General features: G+C 32.1%; 21 protein-coding genes. 20 read left to right on the top strand and 1 reads right to left on the bottom strand.

What is annotated here, in order from left to right:
- Nucleotides 1-3 precede the first annotated feature (3 nt).
- The 20 genes from rfbA (at nucleotide 4) to DK508_RS17100 (ending at nucleotide 23,071) form a co-directional block, all read left to right on the top strand.
- The gene (gene rfbA / locus DK508_RS17195; RefSeq protein WP_109302024.1) at nucleotides 4-861 is read left to right on the top strand and encodes a glucose-1-phosphate thymidylyltransferase RfbA; all 858 of its coding nucleotides are present in this window, start codon (nucleotides 4-6) and stop codon (nucleotides 859-861) included.
- Between the two features lie 2 nt (nucleotides 862-863).
- Entirely contained in the window at nucleotides 864-1,412 is a 549-nt protein-coding gene (gene rfbC / locus DK508_RS17190; protein ID WP_109302023.1) for a dTDP-4-dehydrorhamnose 3,5-epimerase, read from the top strand.
- Nucleotides 1,405-2,268, top strand: coding sequence for a dTDP-4-dehydrorhamnose reductase (rfbD, locus tag DK508_RS17185; protein ID WP_109302022.1), 864 nt, complete (start codon nucleotides 1,405-1,407; stop codon nucleotides 2,266-2,268). The genes rfbC and rfbD overlap by 8 nt, the downstream gene beginning before the upstream one ends.
- Nucleotides 2,269-2,388: 120 nt before the next feature.
- Nucleotides 2,389-2,976 carry an acyltransferase gene (locus tag DK508_RS17180; RefSeq protein WP_109302021.1) on the top strand — a complete coding sequence of 196 codons (588 nt, stop codon included), beginning with the start codon at nucleotides 2,389-2,391 and terminating at the stop codon, nucleotides 2,974-2,976.
- A 5-nt stretch (nucleotides 2,977-2,981) separates the two neighbouring features.
- Entirely contained in the window at nucleotides 2,982-4,076 is a 1,095-nt protein-coding gene (locus DK508_RS17175) for a DegT/DnrJ/EryC1/StrS aminotransferase family protein (RefSeq protein WP_109302020.1), read from the top strand.
- Nucleotides 4,073-5,017 (top strand): Gfo/Idh/MocA family protein, encoded by a 945-nt coding sequence (locus DK508_RS17170; RefSeq protein WP_109302019.1) that lies wholly within the window; start codon nucleotides 4,073-4,075, stop codon nucleotides 5,015-5,017. The genes DK508_RS17175 and DK508_RS17170 overlap by 4 nt, the downstream gene beginning before the upstream one ends.
- Before the next feature lie 13 nt (nucleotides 5,018-5,030).
- Nucleotides 5,031-6,305, top strand: coding sequence for a lipopolysaccharide biosynthesis protein (locus DK508_RS17165; RefSeq protein WP_160114773.1), 1,275 nt, complete (start codon nucleotides 5,031-5,033; stop codon nucleotides 6,303-6,305).
- Between the two features lie 4 nt (nucleotides 6,306-6,309).
- Nucleotides 6,310-6,918, top strand: a complete 609-nt coding sequence (gene hisH / locus DK508_RS17160; protein WP_109302017.1) for an imidazole glycerol phosphate synthase subunit HisH — start codon at nucleotides 6,310-6,312, stop codon at nucleotides 6,916-6,918.
- Nucleotides 6,919-6,920: 2 nt separating this feature from the next.
- A complete protein-coding gene (locus DK508_RS17155) occupies nucleotides 6,921-7,685 on the top strand; it encodes an AglZ/HisF2 family acetamidino modification protein (RefSeq protein ID WP_109302016.1) in 765 nt (254 codons plus the stop codon).
- A 100-nt stretch (nucleotides 7,686-7,785) separates the two neighbouring features.
- Nucleotides 7,786-8,901 (top strand): N-acetyl sugar amidotransferase, encoded by a 1,116-nt coding sequence (locus tag DK508_RS17150; protein WP_109302015.1) that lies wholly within the window; start codon nucleotides 7,786-7,788, stop codon nucleotides 8,899-8,901.
- Nucleotides 8,902-8,926: 25 nt separating this feature from the next.
- The gene (locus DK508_RS17145; RefSeq protein ID WP_109302014.1) at nucleotides 8,927-10,168 is read left to right on the top strand and encodes an O-antigen ligase family protein; all 1,242 of its coding nucleotides are present in this window, start codon (nucleotides 8,927-8,929) and stop codon (nucleotides 10,166-10,168) included.
- Between the two features lie 758 nt (nucleotides 10,169-10,926).
- The gene (locus tag DK508_RS21250) at nucleotides 10,927-11,445 is read left to right on the top strand and encodes a hypothetical protein (protein ID WP_160114772.1); all 519 of its coding nucleotides are present in this window, start codon (nucleotides 10,927-10,929) and stop codon (nucleotides 11,443-11,445) included.
- Between the two features lie 19 nt (nucleotides 11,446-11,464).
- Nucleotides 11,465-12,574, top strand: coding sequence for a glycosyltransferase family 4 protein (locus tag DK508_RS17135; protein ID WP_109302012.1), 1,110 nt, complete (start codon nucleotides 11,465-11,467; stop codon nucleotides 12,572-12,574).
- Nucleotides 12,575-12,590: 16 nt separating this feature from the next.
- Nucleotides 12,591-13,670 carry a non-hydrolyzing UDP-N-acetylglucosamine 2-epimerase gene (wecB, locus tag DK508_RS17130; RefSeq protein WP_109302011.1) on the top strand — a complete coding sequence of 360 codons (1,080 nt, stop codon included), beginning with the start codon at nucleotides 12,591-12,593 and terminating at the stop codon, nucleotides 13,668-13,670.
- 118 nt (nucleotides 13,671-13,788) lie between these two features.
- Nucleotides 13,789-14,766: a hypothetical protein gene (locus tag DK508_RS17125; RefSeq protein ID WP_109302010.1), complete on the top strand. Its 978-nt coding sequence runs from the start codon at nucleotides 13,789-13,791 to the stop codon at nucleotides 14,764-14,766.
- An 11-nt stretch (nucleotides 14,767-14,777) separates the two neighbouring features.
- Nucleotides 14,778-15,725: a hypothetical protein gene (locus DK508_RS17120; protein ID WP_109302009.1), complete on the top strand. Its 948-nt coding sequence runs from the start codon at nucleotides 14,778-14,780 to the stop codon at nucleotides 15,723-15,725.
- Between the two features lie 33 nt (nucleotides 15,726-15,758).
- A complete protein-coding gene (locus DK508_RS17115; RefSeq protein ID WP_109302008.1) occupies nucleotides 15,759-16,322 on the top strand; it encodes a hypothetical protein in 564 nt (187 codons plus the stop codon).
- 25 nt (nucleotides 16,323-16,347) lie between these two features.
- The gene (locus DK508_RS17110) at nucleotides 16,348-19,068 is read left to right on the top strand and encodes a T9SS type A sorting domain-containing protein (RefSeq protein WP_109302007.1); all 2,721 of its coding nucleotides are present in this window, start codon (nucleotides 16,348-16,350) and stop codon (nucleotides 19,066-19,068) included.
- A 36-nt stretch (nucleotides 19,069-19,104) separates the two neighbouring features.
- Entirely contained in the window at nucleotides 19,105-20,484 is a 1,380-nt protein-coding gene (locus DK508_RS17105) for a phenylacetate--CoA ligase family protein (RefSeq protein ID WP_109302006.1), read from the top strand.
- A 16-nt stretch (nucleotides 20,485-20,500) separates the two neighbouring features.
- Entirely contained in the window at nucleotides 20,501-23,071 is a 2,571-nt protein-coding gene (locus DK508_RS17100; RefSeq protein WP_109302005.1) for a T9SS type A sorting domain-containing protein, read from the top strand.
- Nucleotides 23,072-23,073: 2 nt separating this feature from the next.
- Here the strand turns inward: DK508_RS17100 and DK508_RS17095 are convergent, their stop codons facing one another.
- Nucleotides 23,074-23,484, bottom strand: a complete 411-nt coding sequence (locus DK508_RS17095; protein ID WP_109302004.1) for an ankyrin repeat domain-containing protein — start codon at nucleotides 23,482-23,484, stop codon at nucleotides 23,074-23,076.
- Between the last annotated feature and the right edge of the window lie 30 nt (nucleotides 23,485-23,514).

The raw sequence follows: 23,514 nt of genomic DNA, 5'->3' as shown, positions 1-23,514 counted from the left end.
AAAATGAAAGGAATAATACTAGCAGGAGGTTCAGGAACAAGATTGCATCCTTTAACATTGGCAATTAGTAAACAGTTAATGCCAGTGTATGATAAACCAATGATATATTATCCTCTATCGACTTTAATATCTGCCGGAATTCGTGAAATTCTTATTATTTCTACACCTCAAGATTTACCACTTTTTAAAAAGCTTTTAGGAGATGGGTTAAAATATGGTTGTAGGTTTGAATACGCTGTTCAAGATCAACCCAATGGATTAGCCGAAGCGTTTATTATTGGAGAAAAATTTATTGATAAGGATAAAGTAGCATTGGTATTAGGGGATAATATTTTTTATGGCTCTGGCTTAGAGAATCTCTTGGAAAATAATAATGATCCTGATGGCGGAATTATATACGCGTATCATGTTCAAGATCCAGAGCGTTATGGAGTTGTTGATTTTGATGATCAAGGAAAGGCAATTTCTATTGAAGAAAAACCAAAACAACCAAAATCAAATTATGCTGTACCAGGTATTTATTTTTATGATAATGAAGTTGTAGAAATAGCCAAGAAAATTAAGCCTAGTGATAGAGGAGAACTTGAAATCACAGATGTAAATAATGCTTATTTAGGAAAAGGAAAACTTAAAGTAAGCATTTTAGATAAAGGTACAGCCTGGTTAGATACAGGAACTTTTAATTCTTTGATGCAAGCTTCTCAATTTGTACAGGTAATCGAAGAACGGCAGGGACTTAAAATAGGAGCAATTGAAGAAATCGCCTATAAAAAAGGTTTTATCAACAAAAAACAGCTTCATGAATTAGCAAAACCCCTTTTAAAGAGCGGTTATGGTAAATATTTATTACAATTAGATTAAGAATGGAAGTCGAACCAACATTTATAGAAGGGTGTTTTATCATAAAACCTAAAATTTTTGAAGACCAAAGGGGTTCATTTTTCGAAAGTTTTAATTCCCAACAATTTTTAGAAAAAACAGGATTACAAATAGATTTTGTACAGGATAATCAATCTATTTCTTCAAAAGGAACATTAAGAGGATTACATTTCCAAACAGGAGATTTTGCGCAGACAAAATTGGTTAGAGTAGTTTTGGGAGAAGTTCTAGATGTAGCAGTCGATTTAAGGCCAGAATCCCAAACCTACGGAAAGCATTTTTCTATTATTTTAAATGATAAAAACAACTTTCAACTCTTTGTTCCCAGGGGGTTTGCGCATGGATTCATCACTTTAAGTGATACTGCCATTTTTGCCTACAAATGTGATAATTACTATCATAAACCTTCAGAGTTAGGTGTTAAATATAATGACTCAAGTCTTAAGATTGATTGGAAAACAGACCCATCAGAGATTTTATTATCAGAAAAGGATAACGTATTACCTTATCTAAAAGAGTTAAAAGATGGATAGAGAGTTTCCTAAAAAAAGGGTTTTGGTAACAGGATCCAATGGCCAACTAGGACAATGTATACACAAGATAAGGGATGATTATCCAGAATTGAACATGTATTTTGCAAATTCAGCAGCACTAGATATCACTAATAGTGATCAAATACAAGGTTTATTTGTGAACAATATGTTTGATTTTGTAATCAATTGTGCGGCGTACACTAATGTCGATAAGGCAGAAAAAAATCCCGAAATAGCCTTTTTAGTAAATTCCCAAGGAGCTAAAAATTTGGCTGAAGTATGTAAAGAACACAACGCCACATTAATTCATATTTCTACGGATTATGTTTTTGACGGAAAGAAAGAAAGTCCTTATACAGAGAAGGACACTCCTAATCCAATTAATGAATATGGAAAATCCAAGTTAGCAGGAGAAAAACATATACAAGAATCTCTTGAAAAATATTTTATCATTAGAACCTCCTGGTTGTATTCAGAATTCGGGCATAACTTTTTTAAAACCATTAAAAAAAAGTCAGAGATAGAAGAAAAACTTACGATAGTAAGTTCAGAGATAGGAACTCCTACGAACGCCAACGATCTTGCCAGATTTATTCTCGATTTGATTCTTATAAATTCTTGTGACTATGGTATTTATCACTATAGTAATGAAGGTGAGGCAACTTGGTACGATTTCGCAAAAGAGATTTTAAGACTTTCAGGAAAACAAGAAGTTATAAAACTAGAAAAAACCGATAATTACCCTACTTTTGCACAACGTCCAAAATATAGTGTTTTAGATAAATCAAAGACAAAACAAAGTTTTCTTGCTTCTGTAATTGAATGGAGTAATAGTCTTCGTAATTTAAATAAATGACTTTATATAATATAAAAAATAACAATATTGAAGTTAAAAAATCAGGGAGTACAAATGCCAGGGTTTATGATGTGAAAGGTTTTTTATCAAAGGAGTTAATAATAGATAGAATTTTAAGGTATGAGTGATACAAAATACTATGCTCATGAAACAGCAGTTATAGATAGTAATTGTAATATAGGTAAGGACACCAAAATATGGCATTTTTCTCATATAATGTCCAATTGTAGTATAGGAGAATCGTGCAATATTGGACAGAATGTAGTGGTTTCTCCAGAAGTAAAACTAGGGAAGAACGTTAAGGTTCAAAATAATGTCTCTATTTATACTGGAGTGATTTGTGAAGATGATGTCTTTTTAGGGCCTTCTATGGTGTTTACTAATGTGATTAATCCTAGAAGTGCTGTCAATAGAAGAGGGCAATATGCGGTAACGATAGTAAAGAAAGGAGCATCTATTGGAGCTAATGCAACAATAATTTGCGGAAATAATATTGGAGAATATGCATTAATTGGTGCTGGTGCTGTAGTTACTAAAACAATTAAACCGTATGCTCTAATAGTAGGGAATCCAGCCAAACAAATAGGGTGGGTAAGTGAATTTGGTCATCGTTTAAATTTTGATGATAACCAAAAAGCGATATGTCCCGAAAGTAATCAGGAATATATCTTGAATTTAGAAGAAAATATAGTAAAAAGAATTAAATAGTTAGAATGAAAATAGATTTTGCTAATTTAACCAAAGCTTATCTAGAACATAAGGATGCCATTGATATAGCAATGAGTGATGTAGTTTCCTCCTCAAGATTTATTATGGGGAAAGAAGTACAGGATTTGGAAATGCAGTTGCAACAATACACGGGAGCAAAACATGCTATTACCTGTGCATCAGGAACGGATGCTCTTATATTGGCAATGATGGCCCTAGATATTAAACCAGGAGACGAAATTATAACGTCACCTTTTACTTTTATTGCTTCTGCCGAAACAATTGCTTTTTTGGGAGCTGTTCCGGTATTTGTTGATATTGATGAATCTACTTATAATATTGATGTTAATCGTATTGAGGAAAAAATAACCGAGAAAACAAAGGCAATAATGCCGATATCGCTTTATGGGCAAGTTGCCGATATGGATGCTGTTAATGCCTTGGCAAAGAAATACGATTTAGCTGTTATTGAGGATGGGGCTCAAAGTTTTGGAGCTACTTATAAAGGAAAGCAAAGTTGTAACCTTTCTACGATTGGTTGTACTTCTTTTTTCCCAGCCAAACCATTGGGTTGTTTTGGTGATGGGGGAGCTGTTTTTACAAACGACGAAGCTTTATCAGACAAAATAAAGAGCATACGAGTACACGGTCAAACAGAACGATACATCCATAAATATATTGGAATAGGAGGTCGTTTAGACACATTGCAGGCTGCAATCTTGATAGAAAAATTAAAGTATTATGACAATGATGTAGCTAGGCGACAAAAGGTGGCAAAAAAATACAATGAACATCTTATAAATCATACAACCATCCCGTTTGTAGAGGAATATAATACTTCGGTATGGGCCCAATATTCTATTCGAATAAAAGATCGTAATGGTGTCCAATTAAAATTAAAAGAAAAAGGAATCCCTACGGCGGTGCATTATCCAAAACCCCTTCATTTACAAGAATGCTTTGAGTATTTGGAATATAAACAAGGAGATTTTCCCGTTTCAGAAAATGTATCTAATGAAATTATGAGTTTACCAATGAACCCATATCTATCTGATCAAGAAATACAATATATAACCAAAGAATTGAAAGAATTATTATGAAAAATTTTGCGCTTATAGGAGCAGCAGGCTATATAGCTCCAAGACACATGAAAGCTATTAAGGACACAAATAATGAACTTTTGGCGGCATATGATAAAAATGATAGTGTAGGAATTATTGACTCTCATTTTCCAAAGGCAGATTTTTTTGTTGAGTTTGAAAGGTTTGATAGACATATAGAGAAACTTAAATATGAACAAGATGTATTTTTGGATTATGTGAGTATTTGTTCTCCAAATTATCTACATGATGCTCACATACGATTTGCCTTACGTAGTGGCGCTGATGCGATATGTGAAAAACCATTAGTGTTAAATCCATGGAATGTGGATAAACTGCAAAGAGTAGAAGAGAAAACAGGCAAAAAAATCTATAATATACTGCAACTTAGGGTGCACCCATCAATAATAGCACTAAAAGAAAAGGTTGAAAAACAAAAAAAAGACACCAAGTTTGAAGTAGATCTAACCTATTTAACTTCAAGAGGTAATTGGTATCATACTTCTTGGAAAGGAGATAAAACTAAGTCTGGAGGAATTGCAACTAACATCGGAGTTCATTTTTATGATATGTTATCCTGGATTTTTGGAGATATTCAAGAAAATGTGGTTCATGTACATGAAGAAGATAGAGCGGCGGGATATTTAGAGTTTAAGAATGCACGTGTTCGTTGGTTTTTATCAATTAATGCAGAGTATTTACCACAAGAAGTAAAAGAAAAAGGACAAACAACTTTTAGATCTATTACTATTGATGATGAAGAGCTTGAGTTTAGTGGTGGATTTACTGATCTGCATACCATGGTATATAAAGATATTTTAAACGGAAAAGGGTATGGCTTGGATGCAGCAAGAACTGCAATCAAAATCGTCCATGATATTAGAAATTCAGCCCCCGTTGGACTTAAGGGAGAATATCATAGATTTTTAAAAAAGGATTAATAATTAACTACTTTTGAGAATATTAAAATCCAGTTTTTCTAGAAATATAATAACTTTAGTTACCGGGACTGCAATGGCGCAGGCGGTCCCTTTGGCATTATCACCTATTTTAACAAGATTATATACTCCAGATGATTTTGGAATATTAGCAACATATATGTCACTGGCAGCGGTTGTTACAGTTGTTGTTTCATTAAAATATGATATAGCTATAATAATCCCAGAGAAAGATGAAGACTCTGCTAATATAACAGTATTATCTATTCTGATTGCTTTCATAATTAGCACTATAATTTTTCTAGGAGTTTTCTTTTTTAATGTAGAATTATCAAGTTTCTTAACGGATAACCAAGAAGATGCAAGGACGTTGTCAAAATGGTTATATTTTATCCCAGTATCTGTTCTATTTATGGGAGTTTTTAATGCCATAAGCTTTTGGTTTAATAGAAAAACGCTTTATAAAAGAATGGCGGCCAGTAAAATAATAAATACAACTGCAATGACCGGAGTGCAAATAGGATCAGGAACCCTAGGTTATACTCCCGTAGGTTTATTATTAGGTTTTGTTTCAGGAAGAATTTTTTCCGTTTTATATTTGATTCATAAGTTTAGACGAGACAGGGATTCCGTATTTTCCAAAATAACTAAAACTGGTATGTTGGCATTGATGAAACGATACAAAAGGTTTCCATATTTTACCTTACCAGCAGAGTTCATCAACGTGGTTTCAAATCAATTGCCAATATTCGTAATTGGAAAATATTTTGGTGGTGCGATTTTAGGAAATTACTCATTAATGGAAAGAGTGCTAAATGCCCCAATAAGTCTTTTAGGAAGATCCGTATTAGATGTATTTAAACAAAGAGCAAGTGAAGATTATGCCAAAGATGGAAATTGTAAGGATATTTTTGTAAAAACTTTTAAAACACTTGTCTTGCTTTCTATTATACCAACAATTTTATTGTTTTTTATATCCCCATTTATATTTGGAATCATATTTGGGAAGGAATGGAGCATGGCTGGCGAATTTGCTCAGATTTTTTCGATACTTTTCTTTTTTAAATTTACAGCAAGTCCTTTAAGTTATATGTTTAATATTGCAGAAAAACAACATTATGATATGTTTTGGCAAATAGGATTGCTTATTTTTGCCGTGATTTCTTTTGCAATAGGAATCTATTATAATGATATCAAAGTTGCATTAATTTCTTTTGTAGCTTCCTATTCACTATTATATATATTGAATATATATCTATCATATTCTTTTGCAAAAGGAAATAAACAATGAAAAGATGATAACAATAGTAGATTATAAGGTCGGAAACTTAGGCTCAATCCAAAATATGTTAAAAAAAATTGGAGCTAGTTCCGAAATTACTTCTGATCCCGTTAAATTAGAATCTGCGGAAAAAATTATTTTACCTGGAGTAGGGGCATTTGATTCTGGTATCGAAAGTTTGAAAAAATATAATTTATGGGATGTGCTTAATGAAAAAGCATTAGTAGAGAAAAAACCAATTTTGGGAATTTGCCTGGGATCCCAATTATTATGTCAAGGAAGTGAAGAAGGAAAACAAAAAGGATTAGGTTGGATTGATGCCAAGGTCAGGAGATTTAATTTTAATGACAGGAATTTCAAAGTACCGCATATTGGTTGGAATTACACCAACTTACAGAAAAAGAGCAAACTATTTAAAGAGATGTATGAAGAACCCAAATTTTACTTTGTGCATTCTTATTATATGGATGTAAATGATGATTCTGGATTAACTCAAACGAATTATAATTTTGATTTTGATTCTGCCGTTGAGAAAGATAATATTCTGGGAGTGCAATTTCATCCTGAGAAAAGCCATAAGTTTGGCATGAAACTATTAGAGAATTTTGTCCGAGAATATTAATTATGGCACTTAAAAGAATAATTCCCTGTTTATTATTAAGAGATAATGGACTGGTTAAAACAATAAAATTTAAGGATTCGACCTATATTGGTGACCCTATTAATGCAGTTAAAATTTTTAATGAAAAAGAAGTCGATGAATTAGTATTTCTTGATATAGATGCCACAAAGGATAGAAAGGAACCGCCATATGAATTGATTGGCGATATAGCTACTGAATGTTTTATGCCATTCTGTTATGGAGGAGGAATAAAGACAATTGATCAAATTAGAAGACTAATTGCTTCTGGTGCCGAAAAAGTAGCTATAAATTCGGCCGCTTTTTATAATCCCCAATTCATAAAAGAAGCAGCTACCATTTTTGGTAGTTCTACAATAGTAATTTCTATTGACTATAAAAAAAATCTGTTTGGTAAAACTTCGGTGTATGTTAATGGAGGCAAAAAGAACACAAAAAAGGATCCTATTACGTACGCAATAGAGATGGAGAAACTTGGCGCAGGAGAATTATTTTTAAACGCTATAGAAAGAGATGGCGTTATGAATGGCTATGATATTGAGATGATTCGAGAAATCACAGATGCGGTTTCTATTCCGGTTATTGCTTGTGGAGGCGCAGGAGAATTAAATGATTTTAAAGAGGCGTTTTACCAAGGAAGAGCATCTGCTGCTGCTGCTGGGAGTCTTTTTGTTTTTCAAGGAAAAAAAAGGGGTGTACTCATTTCATATCCAGATCCTACAGAAATAAAAGAAATCATTAACAACTAAGAAAATAAAAATGAATCAAGGTCTTGTTGTAAAGTCTGTAGGAGAAAATATAACTATTTCATAATATCACAGAAGACCATATAAACCAATTTAAAAACGTATGAAAGAAAGAGAATATCAAATCTGTAATCGATGTATTATGGATACATCCGATCCCGAAATCGTTTTTGATCAAGAAGGAAATTGTAATCATTGTAATGAGGCTATAGAAAGAGCAAATGGCTTGTGGTTTCCAAATAAGGAAGGCGAACAAAAACTTGTGGCCATTGCCGAAAAAATAAAAAAGACACAAAAGAATAAAGAGTATGATTGTATTATTGGATTGAGTGGTGGTGTTGATAGCTCTTATCTGGCTTATAGGGTGGTTCAATTGGGTCTTAGACCCTTAGTAGTCCATATTGATTGTGGATGGAATTCTGAATTGGCGGTTAAAAATGTAGAAAATATTGTAAAAAAACTAGGTCTTGATTTACATACTCATGTGGTGGATTGGCAAGAAATGAAAGATTTACAATTAGCGTATTTTAAAGCTAATGTTGCCAATCAAGATGTACCTCAAGATCACGCCATATTTTCTGCATTATATGGTTATGCTGTTAAAAACAATATTGAATACGTTTTTAGTGGAGGAAATTTTGCAACAGAATCTATTTTACCAAAGTCATGGGGTTACAATGCGCTGGACTATAAAAGTTTGAAATCAATTCATAAAACCTTCGGAGCAAAAAAGCTTAAAAAATACCCATATGTTACCTTTTTCAGAAGATATGTATATTTTCCTTTTATCCGAAAAATGAAGATTGTAAAGGCTTTGAATATGATGCCTTATAATAAAGATAAAGCCATCGAAATGATGAAGAAAGAGTTGGATTGGCAATATTACGGCGGAAAACATCATGAATCTCGTTTTACCAAGTTTTTTCAGGCATATTATCTACCTCATAAGTTTGGGTACGATAAGCGTAGAGCACATATATCTAGTATGATCGTTTCCAAACAAATTACCAGAGAAGAAGCTCTAGAAGAAATGAAACAAGAAGTATATCCAGACAACTCTCATATTGAAGATATGGAATATGTGGCAAAAAAGCTTGGGGTTTCATTTGAAGAGTTTCAGAAAATTATTGATATGCCTAATAAAACCTATAGGGATTATCCAAATAATGAAGGATTGTTTCAATTTGGTTTTAAAATAAGGGATAAGTTTTTTAGTTAAAAAAACACTAATAATAATTCGTTAAATGAGTTTTTTTAAAAAAATAGAATTAAATAGTTTATTTGCTCTTTTTGCTTTTTCAATGCCAATTCATGAAAAAGCTTCGACGATATTAATTTTTGTCTGCCTTTTAGTTCTAATTATAGAAATTGTAAAGAAAAAAGCGCATATAGAATGGAGAAAAGAATTATTGATTTTACCGATTTTATATGTTTTATATGTGGGGATCTCTGCATTATTATCAGACAAAATAGAGTTTAAATGGTTTGAACAAAAAGCATCTCTTTTAATCTTTCCATTTTTGTTTTCGACATCCTATAAATTTGATTATAAAAAAATTTTAAAAGCGTTCGTATATGGCTGTTTGATTGCCTATATCATTTGTATAGTTTTTGCAATTAAGAATTCATTGATTATCGAATCAGGAAATATTGTTTTTAATCCTTTGTTAAATGAAAGTCGTGGTTTTGGGTTCTTTAAGTCTATGGTATATGAAGGGAATTATTTTTTTGGAACACATTTTTCGGTATTAATTCAAATATCTTACTTTGCTTTATACCTTACTTTTGGGTTGATGGTTTTGCTTTTTTATTTAGAAGATTTTAAAGGAAAAAAAATCATGATATCAATTTTAATACTTGGCGTTCTCCAAACGATTAGTCTAGCCGGAATATTAAATTTAATTATACTGTTTTTTTTACTGCTGAGATATAAGGTTAAATCTTTAAAAAAAAGGTCAATATACGGTTTTGGGTTTTTACTTATCGTTGTTCTCAGCGCAGTTTATCACCCTAGAATCAGTATAAGCATAAAAAGCTTTTATGAAACAGTACAAGGCGAGAATTCTGTTGATTTTCCGAAACTACCTAGATTATCTGTCTGGGAAGGTGCTTTAAAGGTTATTAAGAAACATCAATTTGGTTTAGGTATTCCAAAAGCACAGGAAGAACTAAATAATATGTATGATGAAATTGGATTTCAAAGGAATAATAATAAGGTTTTGAATGCTCATAATCAATATTTTCAAATTGTGCTAGAATGTGGTTTGCTGGGGCTAGGCGTTTTGTTGTATTTGTTGTATTTACTTTACAATAAAACCAAAAATTTAGTGGATAAAGAAAAAATAATTATTCATTCTTTTTTATTACTAATTATCATCAACTTTTTGTTCGAAAGTATGCTTAATAGATATATCGGAGTTTCTTTTTTTGTGTTTTTCACCTATCTATTATTTAACTTAAAAAGAACCAAACTAGGTCAAATATGACGATAAAAATAAACACATATAAATATAAGATTGTAATAAGTCTTTTGTTATACTTTGTATTATTTGCAGTATTACATTTTAGCTATATTATCTATGGGGATTCATATAACGCTCTTGCTGATAATACAAATAGTATTTTTGAATTTTTACCAATTAGATTTATATGCGTTTTTTTATTAGTGTTACTTAATATCATAATTGTCAATTCGTTAAAAATAAATACATTTTTGTATTCAATTTTAAACTTGATATTGATTTTTTTTGTGATACCCGGCGGATTGTTTTATGCTTCCAACGCAATAGTTCCTATAGATTTATTTCTCTATACTAATATTTTGTTATGGTTTATTTATTTTTTCTCTTTAATTAACTGGAATTTTGAAAACCCAGTTCTGGATAAAAATCAAACCACAAAGGTCCTTCTTGCAATCACTATTATTGGATTAATCCCTTTTTTATACGTCTACTATCCATACATAAATCTAAAGAATTTATTATTGATAGACGTATATAAGACAAGAACCCTAGTTACCGATAACATTAATAATTTGTACACTGGATATACATATTCTTGGTATGGAAAAATTATTTTACCAATAATTATGGTTTTTTCCCTTTTTTATAAGAATAGATTTGCTCTATTAATAGGGTTTGTACTATTAATGTTTTTGTATTTATGTGGGTCTCACAAGATAGTATTTTTAGGAACTTTCACGGTTTTGGTTTTTTATAAATATGATTATCTAAAAAAAACGTACTTGTTAATCAAACTTCTTGTTTTACTTACGATTACAACGTGGGGGTTAGATTATTTTTTTAATTATGATTATGGGTGGACTATTACTATGAATAGGATATTCATGTTAAACCCATTATTAGACTTTGGCTTTTATGATTTTTTTTATGATAGACCAATATATTGGTCCGATTCATTTATGTCAAGATGGGTGTCATACCCATACGAACTAACGCCGTCACATACTATTGGTAAAGAGTATTTGAGTAAACCTCATGTTAATGCTAACACAGGAATTATTGCAAATGGTTTTAAAAATGCAGGGGTATTGGGTGCATTTATAAACATAATAATAGTATCAATATATATTAGTTTACTGAACTTTTTTAAAATAAGTCCAAAGTTTTTCGGACTGTTTATTTTATTAATATTTACATTTACAAATGCTTCATTATCAGGATCTGTCTTGACCCACGGATTATTGATTTTGTTTATTATGAGCATGTTTGTATTAAGAAACACCAAATATACATTAACATAAAGAACAGTTATTTTTTGCTATGAACAATCTACAAAATAAAGTTTGTCATTTTACATCACCACATCCACGAAGCGATACAAGAATTTTTCGAAAAGAATGTCTTTCATTGTTGAAAAAAGGATATAATGTAAATTTGATTGTTGCCGACGGAAAAGGTGATGAAAATGTAGATGGAATATCCATCCATGGTATTGCTAAACCTAAAAACAAACTAATTAGAGTTTTTATTACACCGTATAAAGTTTTAAGAAAAGCTTTAAAATTAAACGCAGATATATATCATTTTCATGACCCTGAACTAATTATACCGGGATTGATTTTAAAATGGAAGGGAAAGAAAGTAATATATGATATTCATGAAGATTTACCCAGACAGTATTTTGTACAGAAAAACAAGGGTTTAAAGAGAAAAATAATGGAGTTTGTCTTAGAAAGGTTTGAGAATTTTGGGGCAAGAAGATTTACAGCATTAATTACTGCTACTCCTCATATAGGAAAAAGATTTTTAAAGATTAATTCGGATACCTTAAACATAAATAATTTTCCGATCCTGAATGAACTCTCGGCAACAATAGAGAATACTGCAAAAAAGAATGAAGTTTGTTATGTTGGAGGGATTTTAGAGATTCGAGGAATAATGGAGATGGTTGAAGCATTAGAGCAGGGAGATACAAAACTAAATATATGTGGAGAATTCCCTAATAAAGAGCTTAAAGAACGAGCTATGGGATTAAAAGGATGGGAGAACGTAATAGATCATGGATTCTCAAGCAGAGAAAAACTTAGGGAAGTAATGGAACAATCTATGGCAGGATTAGTATTATTTCAGGCGTACCCCAATCATGTTAATTCACAACCCAATAAACTATTTGAATATATGTCGGCTTCTTTGCCGGTGATTATGTCTAATTTTGAGTATTGGAAAGAGATAACAGATCAATACAATTGCGGTATTTGTGTAGATCCTGAAAACCCAGAAGAAGTTGCAGCAGCAATAAAAACGATAAAAGAAAATCCGGATATGGCAAGAGAAATGGGTATAAGTGCCAGAAAGGCCGTTGAAGAGAAATATAATTGGACCGTAGAAGAGAAGAAATTATTTGATCTTTACTCTTCAATCTTAAACTAAGAAACACAGATTTTAAATGAAAATAATAACAATAATCGGTGCAAGGCCGCAGTTTGTTAAGGCTGCAATGGTTAGTAAAGCCATAAAAGAACATAACGAAACTAATCAAAATAAAGTTTCTGAAATTATAATACATACAGGGCAGCATTTTGATGCTAATATGAGTGATATTTTCTTTAATCAAATGAATATTCCTAAACCTGATTATGATTTAGGAATAAATTCATTAACTCATGGAGCTATGACTGGCCAAATGCTCGAAAAAATTGAAAAAGTAATACTAGATGAAAAACCGGATTGGGTATTAGTCTATGGAGATACCAATTCTACAATTGCAGGAGCATTAGCAGCAAAAAAATTACATGTAAAAGTAGCCCATGTAGAAGCAGGTTTACGATCGTTTAACAATAAAATGCCGGAAGAAATCAATAGAATACTTACAGACCGTATAAGTGATATTCTATTTTGCCCAACTGCTACAGCTGTAACTAATCTAGAAAAAGAAGGCAGCACCAATATAGGATATAAAGTTGTTAGGACTGGTGATATTATGTTGGATGCCGCAAATGTATATAGAGAAAAATCTGTGAAACCAGAAGGAGTTTCTGAAGGTACATTTGTTTTATCTACAATTCACAGAGCAGAAAACACCGATTCTAAAGAAAAGTTGACAGCGATATTCTCAGCCTTATCTCAAATAGCTTCAAAAGAAAAAGTAATACTTCCGTTACATCCTAGAACAAAATCGTATTTAGAAAAATATAATATAGAATTAAGCCCTTCTATAGAGATTATTGCGCCTGTAGGATATTTGGAGATGATTTGGCTGTTGGCTAATTGTTCTATGGTAATAACAGATAGTGGAGGAGTACAAAAAGAAGCGTATTTCTTTAAAAAACCCTGTATTACGGCAAGAGAAGAAACCGAATGGACAGAGTTGGTAGAAACTGATGTAAACTTTCTGGCAGGATCAAACGAATCCTTAATCGTTAATACCTATAATGAGTTAAAAACAAAAGAACTGGATTTTGACACCAAACTTTACGGGGATGGAGAAACTAGAGGTTTGATTTTGAAGGAATTGATATCGTACTAAGAAAGGGTTTTTGTATCCGCTCTAAAAATGAGACATATTTTTTGTTATTATAAGGTATCATTTCACAGTATTAAGACACTATATTATATAGTAGTATCAAAATACAGTTCATAAAACCATGAAAAAGTACTTTTTTATATTAATATTGATAATATGCTATAGTTGCTCTAACGATGAACCAGACGAAATAGAAGAGGCTTTTGTAGCCGATGCCGGAGAGGATGTTACGGTATTTAAAATGGAGAAAGTCATTTTGAATATTGAGACTGATGAAAATATTGAAAAGTATGAATGGGAGTTAATTTCTAAACCAGATGGAGAAACAACTTCTGATTTATGGTTACATACGAACATAAACCCAGAACAATATTTTAGCGCCAGAACAGAAGGAGAGTATATACTAAAATTAACAGCTACGGATTTTGAAGGAATATCAAGATCAGATACCAAAAAAATAAATGTAATACCAATTCCTTGCAGTATTCCAGAGGGATTGACCTTGTCATTAATAGTAGACGACGAATTTAATGAACAAGGAAATTGGAGTTTTTTTGCAGATGATCCCTACCCCTGTTGTGATAGTCCGATCGGATTTATAAGTTTTGAAAATTCTCAATTAACTATTAACTCTGGATACAGTAATAAGGTAGAAACGACCCTTTCTTTAGATGGTCTCAATATTCAGAACACATCAAAACTTTATTTTGAAATTGACGTAGAAGAATTGTTACCGCCTATTTGTTATACAATTAGTTCTTCTTTTGCTGATTGTGATCGAAACACTAATATAGAAATTAAACTCTTCGGCAAAAAAATAGCGATTAATTGGGATCATGAAAATGCAGTAGACAAGTTTTCCTGGAATTGGAACAAGCAGAAAATTAAGCTTTATATAGATGTAAGTACCGGAAATTTGAATGCCTGTAACCCAGCAGAAGATATATATTTCTTGATGGAAGTAGAGGGTATTGATGGATTAGAGGGTAATTCAATTAGTTTTACGGCGCATCAAGGAAATATTGACAACTGTAGTGGATGCTATTATGATACTCAAGCGATAATTAATAGCCTTAAAATATACAAAGTAGAAAACTAGAAAATAAAGACATGAGAATTAGCATACTTTTTTTTGTAGTACTTTTTACCGTCTCTTGCAGCAAGGGTGATGACGAGATCCTATCAAATATTGAAATTATTGAAGAGAATGAAATAACTATTTATACTTATGAAAAAAATGAAATCTTTATAAACAACGAAGTTACAATTGTAGAATGGGAGTTTTCCAGAAAAGAAGGAGATGTGGTTTATGAATTAAAGAGGGATTTTTCTGTTAATGGAGATAGGTTTATAAAGTTTTCTATTAAATATGAAGGAACCTATACACTTACGATCAAAGGAAAACATGTTTCCGGACAACTATTGAAGGATGAAATCAAAATTATCACCAAACGAAGTCCTTGTGGTATACCGGAAGATTTAAACACAATCTTGATATATGAAGATAATTTTGTAGATCAGGGGAGTTGGGATTTGAATAATATAACAGGAACAATAGCTTTTGATAATAAATTGTATATGGAAAGCATTGGTTCTACGGTTGAAGCAACAAAAAATTTATCAGAGTTTAATATTCAGGAAAATGATAAGTTATTGTTCGACATTGATGTTTCTTTTTTAAAATCATATCATAGGCATTACGATTGTGATAATGGCTTTGGTTTATATTCTAGTGGTGGAGGAATTAGGTTGTACTTGTTTAACAAAATTATATGGATAAATGGTACTGACGAACCTTGCTTCAACAACGGGTTGGGAGCTACATATTTTGAGGAGGACAAACTTACCATTTATATAGATTTGGAAAATGAATTTTTTAAGGCCTGCTATAAAGGTGAAGATGTGTCAGGGCTATTTCGTAAAAATTTTGATTATTTCAGTAGTGTAAGTCCAAAATTAGTATTTGTGGCGTATGGTGATTTTGATGGTGTTACAGGCACCAAATACCCTGGTTCATTGGAAATCAATTCTTTAAAAATGTACAAAGTAGAAAATTAAAAAGATAATAATATGAAATCATATAAAATATTAATGTTAATCGCTGTTTTAATTGTTTCTTGTAGTAAAGATGATGATACCTCTCAAAATCAATTAATTCCTAATGGTGATTTTGAAATGAATAATGATATTACTGAACATTGGTATTTTAAAAATGCGTTTCTCACGGTGAATAAAATTACTGATTCTATTGCAAAGAGTGGTAATTCTTGTTTTTATAATTATACCATGCCTGATTGGATGCCAGATTCTCAAGGTGAAGGTGGAATTATAACGTCTTTTGAATATATGAGGCTAAAAGTTCCATTGGACTTGGAGATAAATAGAAGTTATAAGTTTTCTGCTTGGATAAGAGCTAAGGGAAAAATAAATAGTATTTACGATAATCAGATATCTGGTGGGCAAGAGAGAAATTCTTTTTTCAGACTGAATTTTGGAATAGAAGCAGTTTCAGAAAATGAAAATATTCTAATAGATACAGGTTGGGTTTATATTTCTAAAACGTTTAGTGTAACAGAGAATGGGCCTATGAAAATAAGTGCTGTCATGGAGACGGGGGAATTCTGGATGGATGACTTAAAATTAATTAAGTTATAAATAATATTTTTAAACCTACTTATAAATGAAAAATATACTGTTATTATTAATTTTTGTGTTGTTCTCAAAAATAAATTTTGCCCAGGACAATGTTCAGATAGAAAACCAAATACAAACAATCTGGGATAACCAAAAACAGAAATATATAAATGATATTAATCAAAAACTAGCTGTAAATAACACCGAGATCTTGTATAATGTTCAATTAGAAACATTTAACTTGCTTATCTATGCTCATCATCAAAAGAAATATGAGTTAATGGATGAGCTGATAGGCGTTTATCTAGAGGCTTTTAAGTATGTTCAATATAAAACAGAAAACAAGATTATTACTTCAATTGGCGAAAATGAAGCAACCGATGTGTATTGTACTTCTTCATTCTCGCAAGCAAGACCAATGTGGGCGGTGAATTATAATAACCAAATTAAGGATGGTGAAACGGTGATAAGAACGATTACGTTTGAGCATGAACATTTATTAAATAGTGCCAATTTCTTGCAAATGATTTCAAGGGCAATATTATATGCAGCTCAAGTACCCGAGAATGAGAGAGGAGCGAATATAAATAGCTTTTTAAGTGAAAACATTATTAATATTGTAATAGATCATTATCAAAGATGGTTAAATGAGGATATCACCAGTCAGGGGCAGGGATGGGGTTGTGACCCCAAATCTTCTGCAAACTGTTTTACTATCCGTGATTTTGTTCAAAAAATTATCCATAGTAACTGGATCAATATTATCGAAAATAAAAAACATTGTAATGCCATAAGAGGAGAGATCATGTCTATTATTGGCGGGGTTTCAGATATTTTGGCAAGCAATAAGTTGGATTCTAATGAAGTAAGCTTAACAACTATTGTAAAGGATTCATTTGTAGATTTCATTCAGGAAAGCTCAAGCTTGATAGAGAGTCGATTATCTGAAACTCCTAACAATGGGCTGGTTTTGGATGCTGGATACTGGAAAGATCATTATGATTATAAATTTTCTGGGAATCAGAATGAAATTAGTTGTGCGTTGGACTTGGTTGAGAATGTAAATCAACAAACAACAGTTGATCTTAGTCATGCCCGAAAATGGGTACATGTTTTCGAAAGCTTACACCTAAACAGATCAGCGGTTGATCTTTCTTTCCCTGATATTGAGATAATGAAAAAATTCTCTAATCAATTTGCATATAATGTGTATAATGGAGATACTAAATTTCCGCTTTTCACCAATTATTTTGATGGATCTAATGGATGGCATAGAGTAAATTACAAATCTAAAGATGATAATCAAGGAGATGGGCATGCTCCATATTTTTACTCTGTAGCAGCATATGAAGGTGGATTTACTTTTTGGAGTACCTATAACAGCGACATAGAAAATATCAGGAATTCTTTATGGAATATGATAAATGCATATTCAACCGATTTCGAAGTAAAAAATCATGTAGACAAATATTATGATAATTGGTATGCAAAATGTGACAGTTTGGTAGAATATAGGGATTTTGATAACCCTAATATGTCTAAGGATTTGTTACAGTTCTTACCAACCTTTTTTTCAAGAAAATTGGACGCAGAACTTCAGAGAAAAAACTTTGTGGTTAGAGATACAGAAGGACATTTATATCTATATCCTTTTGGAGATGTTAATCATAGTTTTTTTAACAATAACGGAGGGAGTAAAGTAGGTAATGATTGGGATTTTACTCATTATTTTGCCAATGATTGGACAGGTGACAACAAGACTGATTTATTGGTTAGAGGTGCTCAAGGTGATTTATATTTGTATTGGTTAAACGCTAGTAATAGTTTTTTTGAGGGCAATGTAAAAGTAGGTAATGATTGGTCGTATTCTGATTATTTCCCGGATGACTGGACAGGAGATGGTAAGACCGATTTATTGGTTAGGGACGCTCAGGGTGATTTGTATTTATATTGGTTAAATAGCAACAACAGTTTTTTCGAAGGCAATATAAAAGTAGGTAATGACTGGTCATATTCTGATTATTTCTCGGGAGATTGGACAGGAGATGGCAAGATTGATTTATTAGTGAAGGATGCTCAAGGTGATTTGTATTTATATTGGTTGAATAGTAACAACAGTTTTTTTGAGGGCAATATAAAAGTAGGTAATGATTGGCCATATACCAATTATCTACCAGGAGATTGGACAGGAGATGGCAAGACTGATTTATTGGTTAGAGATGCTCAAGGTGATTTGTATTTATATTGGTTGAATAGTACCAACAATTTTTTTGAAGGCAATATAAAAGTAGGAAACAATTGGTCATATGCTAATTATTTCCCGGATGACTGGACAGGAGATGGTAAGACCGATTTATTGGTTAGAGACGCTCAGGGTGATTTATATTTATATTGGTTAAATAGGAGCAACAGTTTTTTCGAAGGCAATATAAAAGTAGGTAATAACTGGCAGTATACCGACTATTTGATTTTTGAAAAAACTGATCCGACGGCGGTAAAAGCTGATACCAATAAGTTGTTAACTGGCGCTAAGAATATGATGGAAACTTTAGTGTTTCCAAATCCAAACAAAGGAGATTTTTTTTTACATTCTACTAGTAGCGCGAATAGTATTGAAATTTATGACCTACATGGAAAAAGTATAAACTATAAAAGAGATGGTAACTATTTTAGACTAGATAAGGCCAGCATAGATGGAAGTATGGTTTTTATAAAAATTCATCAAAGCAATAATATTCAGATTAAGAAGGTAATTATCGAGGATTAAAAATTATCGCTACAAATTCATTTTCAATAGCTAATTATGATAAAAAAAATCTATCAAAAAAGCCCAGTTTTTATTCAAAACACAATTATTTCAATTTATGGTTTATATTGGAAAAATAGAAGATTGGGAGGTGTTTTTAATCGGCATGTTAAGGAGTTTAGAGATAGAGAATCTTTTACCAAAGAGCAATGGAGAGATTATCAAACCCAACAGCTAAGAAAATTATTAAAACATGCTTATGAAACTGTTCCTTATTATAAAGAGTTGTATTCTAAACACGGCTTTAAAGCAAAAGATTTTAATACTTTCGAAATAGAAGACCTTAAAAAATTGCCGTATTTGGAAAAAGATGAATTGCGAAAATATGGGACTACGACTCTCTTATCTTCCAAAAGGAAAAAAGGAGCATTCTTATCTAGTAGCGGAAGCACAGGTACCCCTATTAAAGCATTTTTCACCAATGAAGCCCATCAAATATGGAGTGCGGCATACGAAGCGCGTATACGTAATTGGGCAGGTGTAAACCACAAAATGGCTAGAGGAATGATAGGCGGAAGAAGAATTTTACCAGATGCAAATGCCAAACCACCTTATTACCGATATAATTATACCGAAAAACAGACATATTTTTCTGCATATCATCTATCTCCAGAAACTGCTCAAAATTATGTAAATGGAATAGTAAAAAATGAAGTAGAGTACATGGTTGGTTACGCAATGAGTAATTATCTATTAGCAGATTTTATTGAGAAAAAAGGATTACAAGCTCCTAAAATAAGAGCAGTTCTTACTTCTAGTGAAAAACTAACGGGCGAAATGCGAGAAACCATGGAGCGAGTGTATGGGTGCAAGGTATATGATGCTTATAGTGGAGTAGAGTCTTGTGGATTGATTTCAGAAAACAAAGAAGGAGAACTTCTATTTAGTCCCGACACCGGAGTGATGGAAGTTATTGATGATTTGGGACATGAAGTAGCTTTTGGTGAAAGTGGAGAAGTAATTGCTACGGGATTCTTGAATTTTGATCAACCTTTGATACGATATAGAATAGGTGATCGTGTAAAGTTGTCAAAAAATCAAACTTCAAAGTCTAGTATGGCCATGCCAATTATAGATGAAATTGAAGGGCGAATGGAAGATGTGATAACTGCAAAGGATGGGCGTAAAATGGTTCGTTTTCACGGTTTATTTGTAGACATTCCTAAGTTGATGGTTGCACAATTAATCCAAAATAGCATAGAAGATTATACTATTAATATTGTAGTAGAAGAAGATTTTGAAAAAGAAGAACAAGAATTAGCAATGAAAAATAGATTATGTAGCCAGGTTGGTGAGGTGTCGGTAACGTTTAACTACTTAAAAGATATTCCTAGAAATAGTAATGGAAAATTTAGAGCAGTGATTTCTAAGGTATGATTTTAAAACGCTAAACATGAGAAAAACCATAGCATTACTGTTTTTCTGTCTAAATACATTCCTTTTTTATAGTCAGGTCAAGAAAATTTATATTTCAGATCTTCAAGGAAATGATTCAACGTCATTACTGTCAGAACCGACCATAACAAAAACCTTAAAAGGTGCTTATGATCTACTTCCTAATCCTGTAGACAAAGAATATCATATAGTACTAAAAAAAGAGGGAGATATAAGTTTAGGAACAAATAATTTGATAAGTTTTATATGGGCAAAATCTGGGACATCGGATTATCCAATCAAAATATATTCTGAAGAAGATAGAGTAGTGATAAAAAGACCATCGGGAAATGCTGTTGATATCATAAAATTTAAAGATATACAATACGTTCATATTTCCAACATCACTTTTCAAAATGTCACACATGGTTTCTTATGGGACAATGTGGATCACTCTTCGGTAAAATATTGCGAATTTATAGGGGATGTTTTAGATAATCATAATGATGGAGCTGCAATATGGATCGGAAAAGATGTCGGTCAAGATTTATACTTATCTAATGAGTATGCAATAAATTCTAATTACAAAAGTGAATACAATGAAATAGCATACAATTATATCCATAGCCAAAAAGTGAATAATCATTGTGGAAGCCATAGACATCATGGATTCTATATTTCTCACGGATCAGATAATAATAAGTTTATAGGTAATACTCTAGATAATCCCTTAGGAAGTGGAATTCAAATGAACCATGGATATCAAAAAAGCAATATAATAGCTGGTAATTTTATCTATAAAGAGTTTTATCAACCCAACAATAATGATTTTTTATGCCTTGATCCACAAGGGGTTGATGAGAGTGATCCAAATATACCTCCAGATAATGCTTATGATAAAATCAATAATTCCAAATTTGGAATCATTCTAGGATATCAAGATGAGAATGTGCAAACAGGAACAATGGTAAACAATGAGATTTATACAAATTATGTTTATCTAAATGATAACTTTGGAATATCGTCTGCTAATACCTACAATGGTAATCGTTTTATTGCGTGGGAGTTTCAAGATATAGGCGATAATAACGTTATTAATAACAATCAATATTTTGCTAGCAATCAAATTTTCCCAAAAGACCCTTATTGGATATCATTCGATCCAGAAAAAGTAACGAATAAAATAGTTTCAGGGGACTATGATGGAGATGGTAAAGATGATATTGCTGCTTTTTATGATAATGGTGCAGGAAACACAAATTTGCGTTTGTGGACATCTTCAACGCAAGAGTTTATTTACCATGGAAATTCTGGATGGTGGCAGGAAACAACTGGAGGTTATGATATTAATAAGATAGAAGGAAGAGTAGTATCCGGAGATTATAATGGAGATGGCAAAGATGATATCGCTTCTTTTTATGACAATGGTAATGGGGATATGGATTTACATGTATGGCTGTCAGAAGGCGATCAGTTTAAGTATCAATTGAGCTTTGGTTGGTGGTTGGACAGACAAGGCTCATATGATGTAAACAAAATAACCGGTAGAGTAGTGTCTGGAGATTATAATGGGGATGGCAAAGATGATATCGCTTCTTTTTACGACAATGGCAATGGCGATACGGATTTACATGTATGGCTGTCAGAGGGCAATAAATTTAAATATCAATGGAGCTTTGGTTGGTGGTTGGACAGACAAGGCTCATATGATGTAAACAAAATAACCGGTAGAGTAGTGTCTGGAGATTATAATGGGGATGGCAAAGATGATATTGCTTCTTTTTATGACAATGGTAATGGCAATACGGATTTACATGTATGGCTGTCTGAGGGTAATAAATTTAAATATCAATGGAGCTTTGGTTGGTGGCAGGAAACGAAAGGAGGATATGACGTAAGCAAAATAACCGGTAGAGTAGTGTCTAGAGATTATAATGGGGATGGCAAAGATGATATCGCTTCTTTTTACGACAATGGCAATGGCGATACGGATTTACATGTATGGCTGTCCGAGGGTAATAAATTTAAATACCAATTGAGCACTGGTTGGTGGCAGGAAACAAAAGGAGGATATGACGTACGCAAAATAACTGGTAGAGTAGTGTCTGGAGATTATAATGGGGATGGCAAAGGTGATATCGTATCTTTTTACCATTATGAAGACAATCGCTCTGTAAGAACAAATGTTTGGCATTCTATCAGTAATGATTTTGCTTATATAAATAACTCTTTAGGTTATCCCTGGAAAATAATTGAATCCCCTGTTTCGAAAAATTATGAGCAAACCATAGTTCAAAAGCCAAAAAATGAGATAGTTAAAAACCGTAAGAGTTATCAAGTTTTTAAAATCTTCCCTAATCCTATAGATAATAATAAGCATTTATATGTTACCTCAGCACAGAAATTAAATCAATCAATAAGTATTACTATTTTTGATATTCAAGGTAAGAAAATAAGTAAGGTTAAGGAAAAATCTAAAAAAATAGACGGCACATATAGAATCGCTATAGAAAATTTGATGAAAGGGATGTATTTTATTAAAATAAAAGCTAGGGGTGTAGATGAAACTTATAAGTTTTTAAAGAATTGAAATTAAAGTTCATTTGCATATTTGGCTCCTCTTTCTAAAAGCCATTTTTCTAACCAAGTGGCGCCTTCTTGTTTCACATAGTCTAGTACCGTTAAAGAACGATGCTCCGTTACATTAAGATTAGCACCTTGATCGATAAGCCAATCCAGAATCTCAATGTTTTTAGATGCAAATACGGGGGTTTTGGCATACATAAAGATGGTTGTGCCTTTATGATTAGTCGCGTTTACATCTGCACCATGTGCAACCAATAATTTTGCAACATCAAAATGCTCATTAAAAACCGCCTTTACAAGACCTGTCCAACCCTCATCAGTTTTTACATCAATATGCTTCAACATAGGGATTGAAGATGCAACTGTTTTTACATCCCCATCCGCGCAAGCTTTAAAAAATTGTAACTCAATATCCATTATTCACAAAAATAATATTTACAGTCCATG

Origin of the sequence: Aquimarina sp. AU474 (assembly GCF_900312815.1) — a bacterium.
GTDB lineage: Bacteria > Bacteroidota > Bacteroidia > Flavobacteriales > Flavobacteriaceae > Aquimarina.
The sequence above is the reverse complement of the archived record's forward strand: the minus strand, read 5'-3'. Positions and strand labels throughout refer to the sequence as shown.

Bases quoted from the DNA above. Each gene is read 5' to 3' on its own strand.
- DK508_RS17170 (WP_109302019.1), top strand. From the start codon at position 4,073: ATGAAAAATTTTGCGCTTATAGGAGCAGCAGGCTATATAGCTCCAAGA.
- rfbC (WP_109302023.1), top strand. From the start codon at position 864: ATGGAAGTCGAACCAACATTTATAGAAGGGTGTTTTATCATAAAACCT.
- DK508_RS17145 (WP_109302014.1), top strand. From the start codon at position 8,927: ATGAGTTTTTTTAAAAAAATAGAATTAAATAGTTTATTTGCTCTTTTT.
- hisH (WP_109302017.1), top strand. From the start codon at position 6,310: ATGATAACAATAGTAGATTATAAGGTCGGAAACTTAGGCTCAATCCAA.
- rfbA (WP_109302024.1), top strand. From the start codon at position 4: ATGAAAGGAATAATACTAGCAGGAGGTTCAGGAACAAGATTGCATCCT.
- DK508_RS17125 (WP_109302010.1), top strand. From the start codon at position 13,789: ATGAAAAAGTACTTTTTTATATTAATATTGATAATATGCTATAGTTGC.
- DK508_RS17180 (WP_109302021.1), top strand. From the start codon at position 2,389: ATGAGTGATACAAAATACTATGCTCATGAAACAGCAGTTATAGATAGT.
- DK508_RS17120 (WP_109302009.1), top strand. From the start codon at position 14,778: ATGAGAATTAGCATACTTTTTTTTGTAGTACTTTTTACCGTCTCTTGC.
- rfbD (WP_109302022.1), top strand. From the start codon at position 1,405: ATGGATAGAGAGTTTCCTAAAAAAAGGGTTTTGGTAACAGGATCCAAT.
- DK508_RS17100 (WP_109302005.1), top strand. From the start codon at position 20,501: ATGAGAAAAACCATAGCATTACTGTTTTTCTGTCTAAATACATTCCTT.
- DK508_RS17110 (WP_109302007.1), top strand. From the start codon at position 16,348: ATGAAAAATATACTGTTATTATTAATTTTTGTGTTGTTCTCAAAAATA.
- DK508_RS17175 (WP_109302020.1), top strand. From the start codon at position 2,982: ATGAAAATAGATTTTGCTAATTTAACCAAAGCTTATCTAGAACATAAG.
- DK508_RS17095 (WP_109302004.1), bottom strand. From the start codon at position 23,484: ATGGATATTGAGTTACAATTTTTTAAAGCTTGCGCGGATGGGGATGTA.
- DK508_RS17155 (WP_109302016.1), top strand. From the start codon at position 6,921: ATGGCACTTAAAAGAATAATTCCCTGTTTATTATTAAGAGATAATGGA.
- DK508_RS17105 (WP_109302006.1), top strand. From the start codon at position 19,105: ATGATAAAAAAAATCTATCAAAAAAGCCCAGTTTTTATTCAAAACACA.
- DK508_RS17135 (WP_109302012.1), top strand. From the start codon at position 11,465: ATGAACAATCTACAAAATAAAGTTTGTCATTTTACATCACCACATCCA.
- DK508_RS17115 (WP_109302008.1), top strand. From the start codon at position 15,759: ATGTTAATCGCTGTTTTAATTGTTTCTTGTAGTAAAGATGATGATACC.
- DK508_RS17150 (WP_109302015.1), top strand. From the start codon at position 7,786: ATGAAAGAAAGAGAATATCAAATCTGTAATCGATGTATTATGGATACA.
- wecB (WP_109302011.1), top strand. From the start codon at position 12,591: ATGAAAATAATAACAATAATCGGTGCAAGGCCGCAGTTTGTTAAGGCT.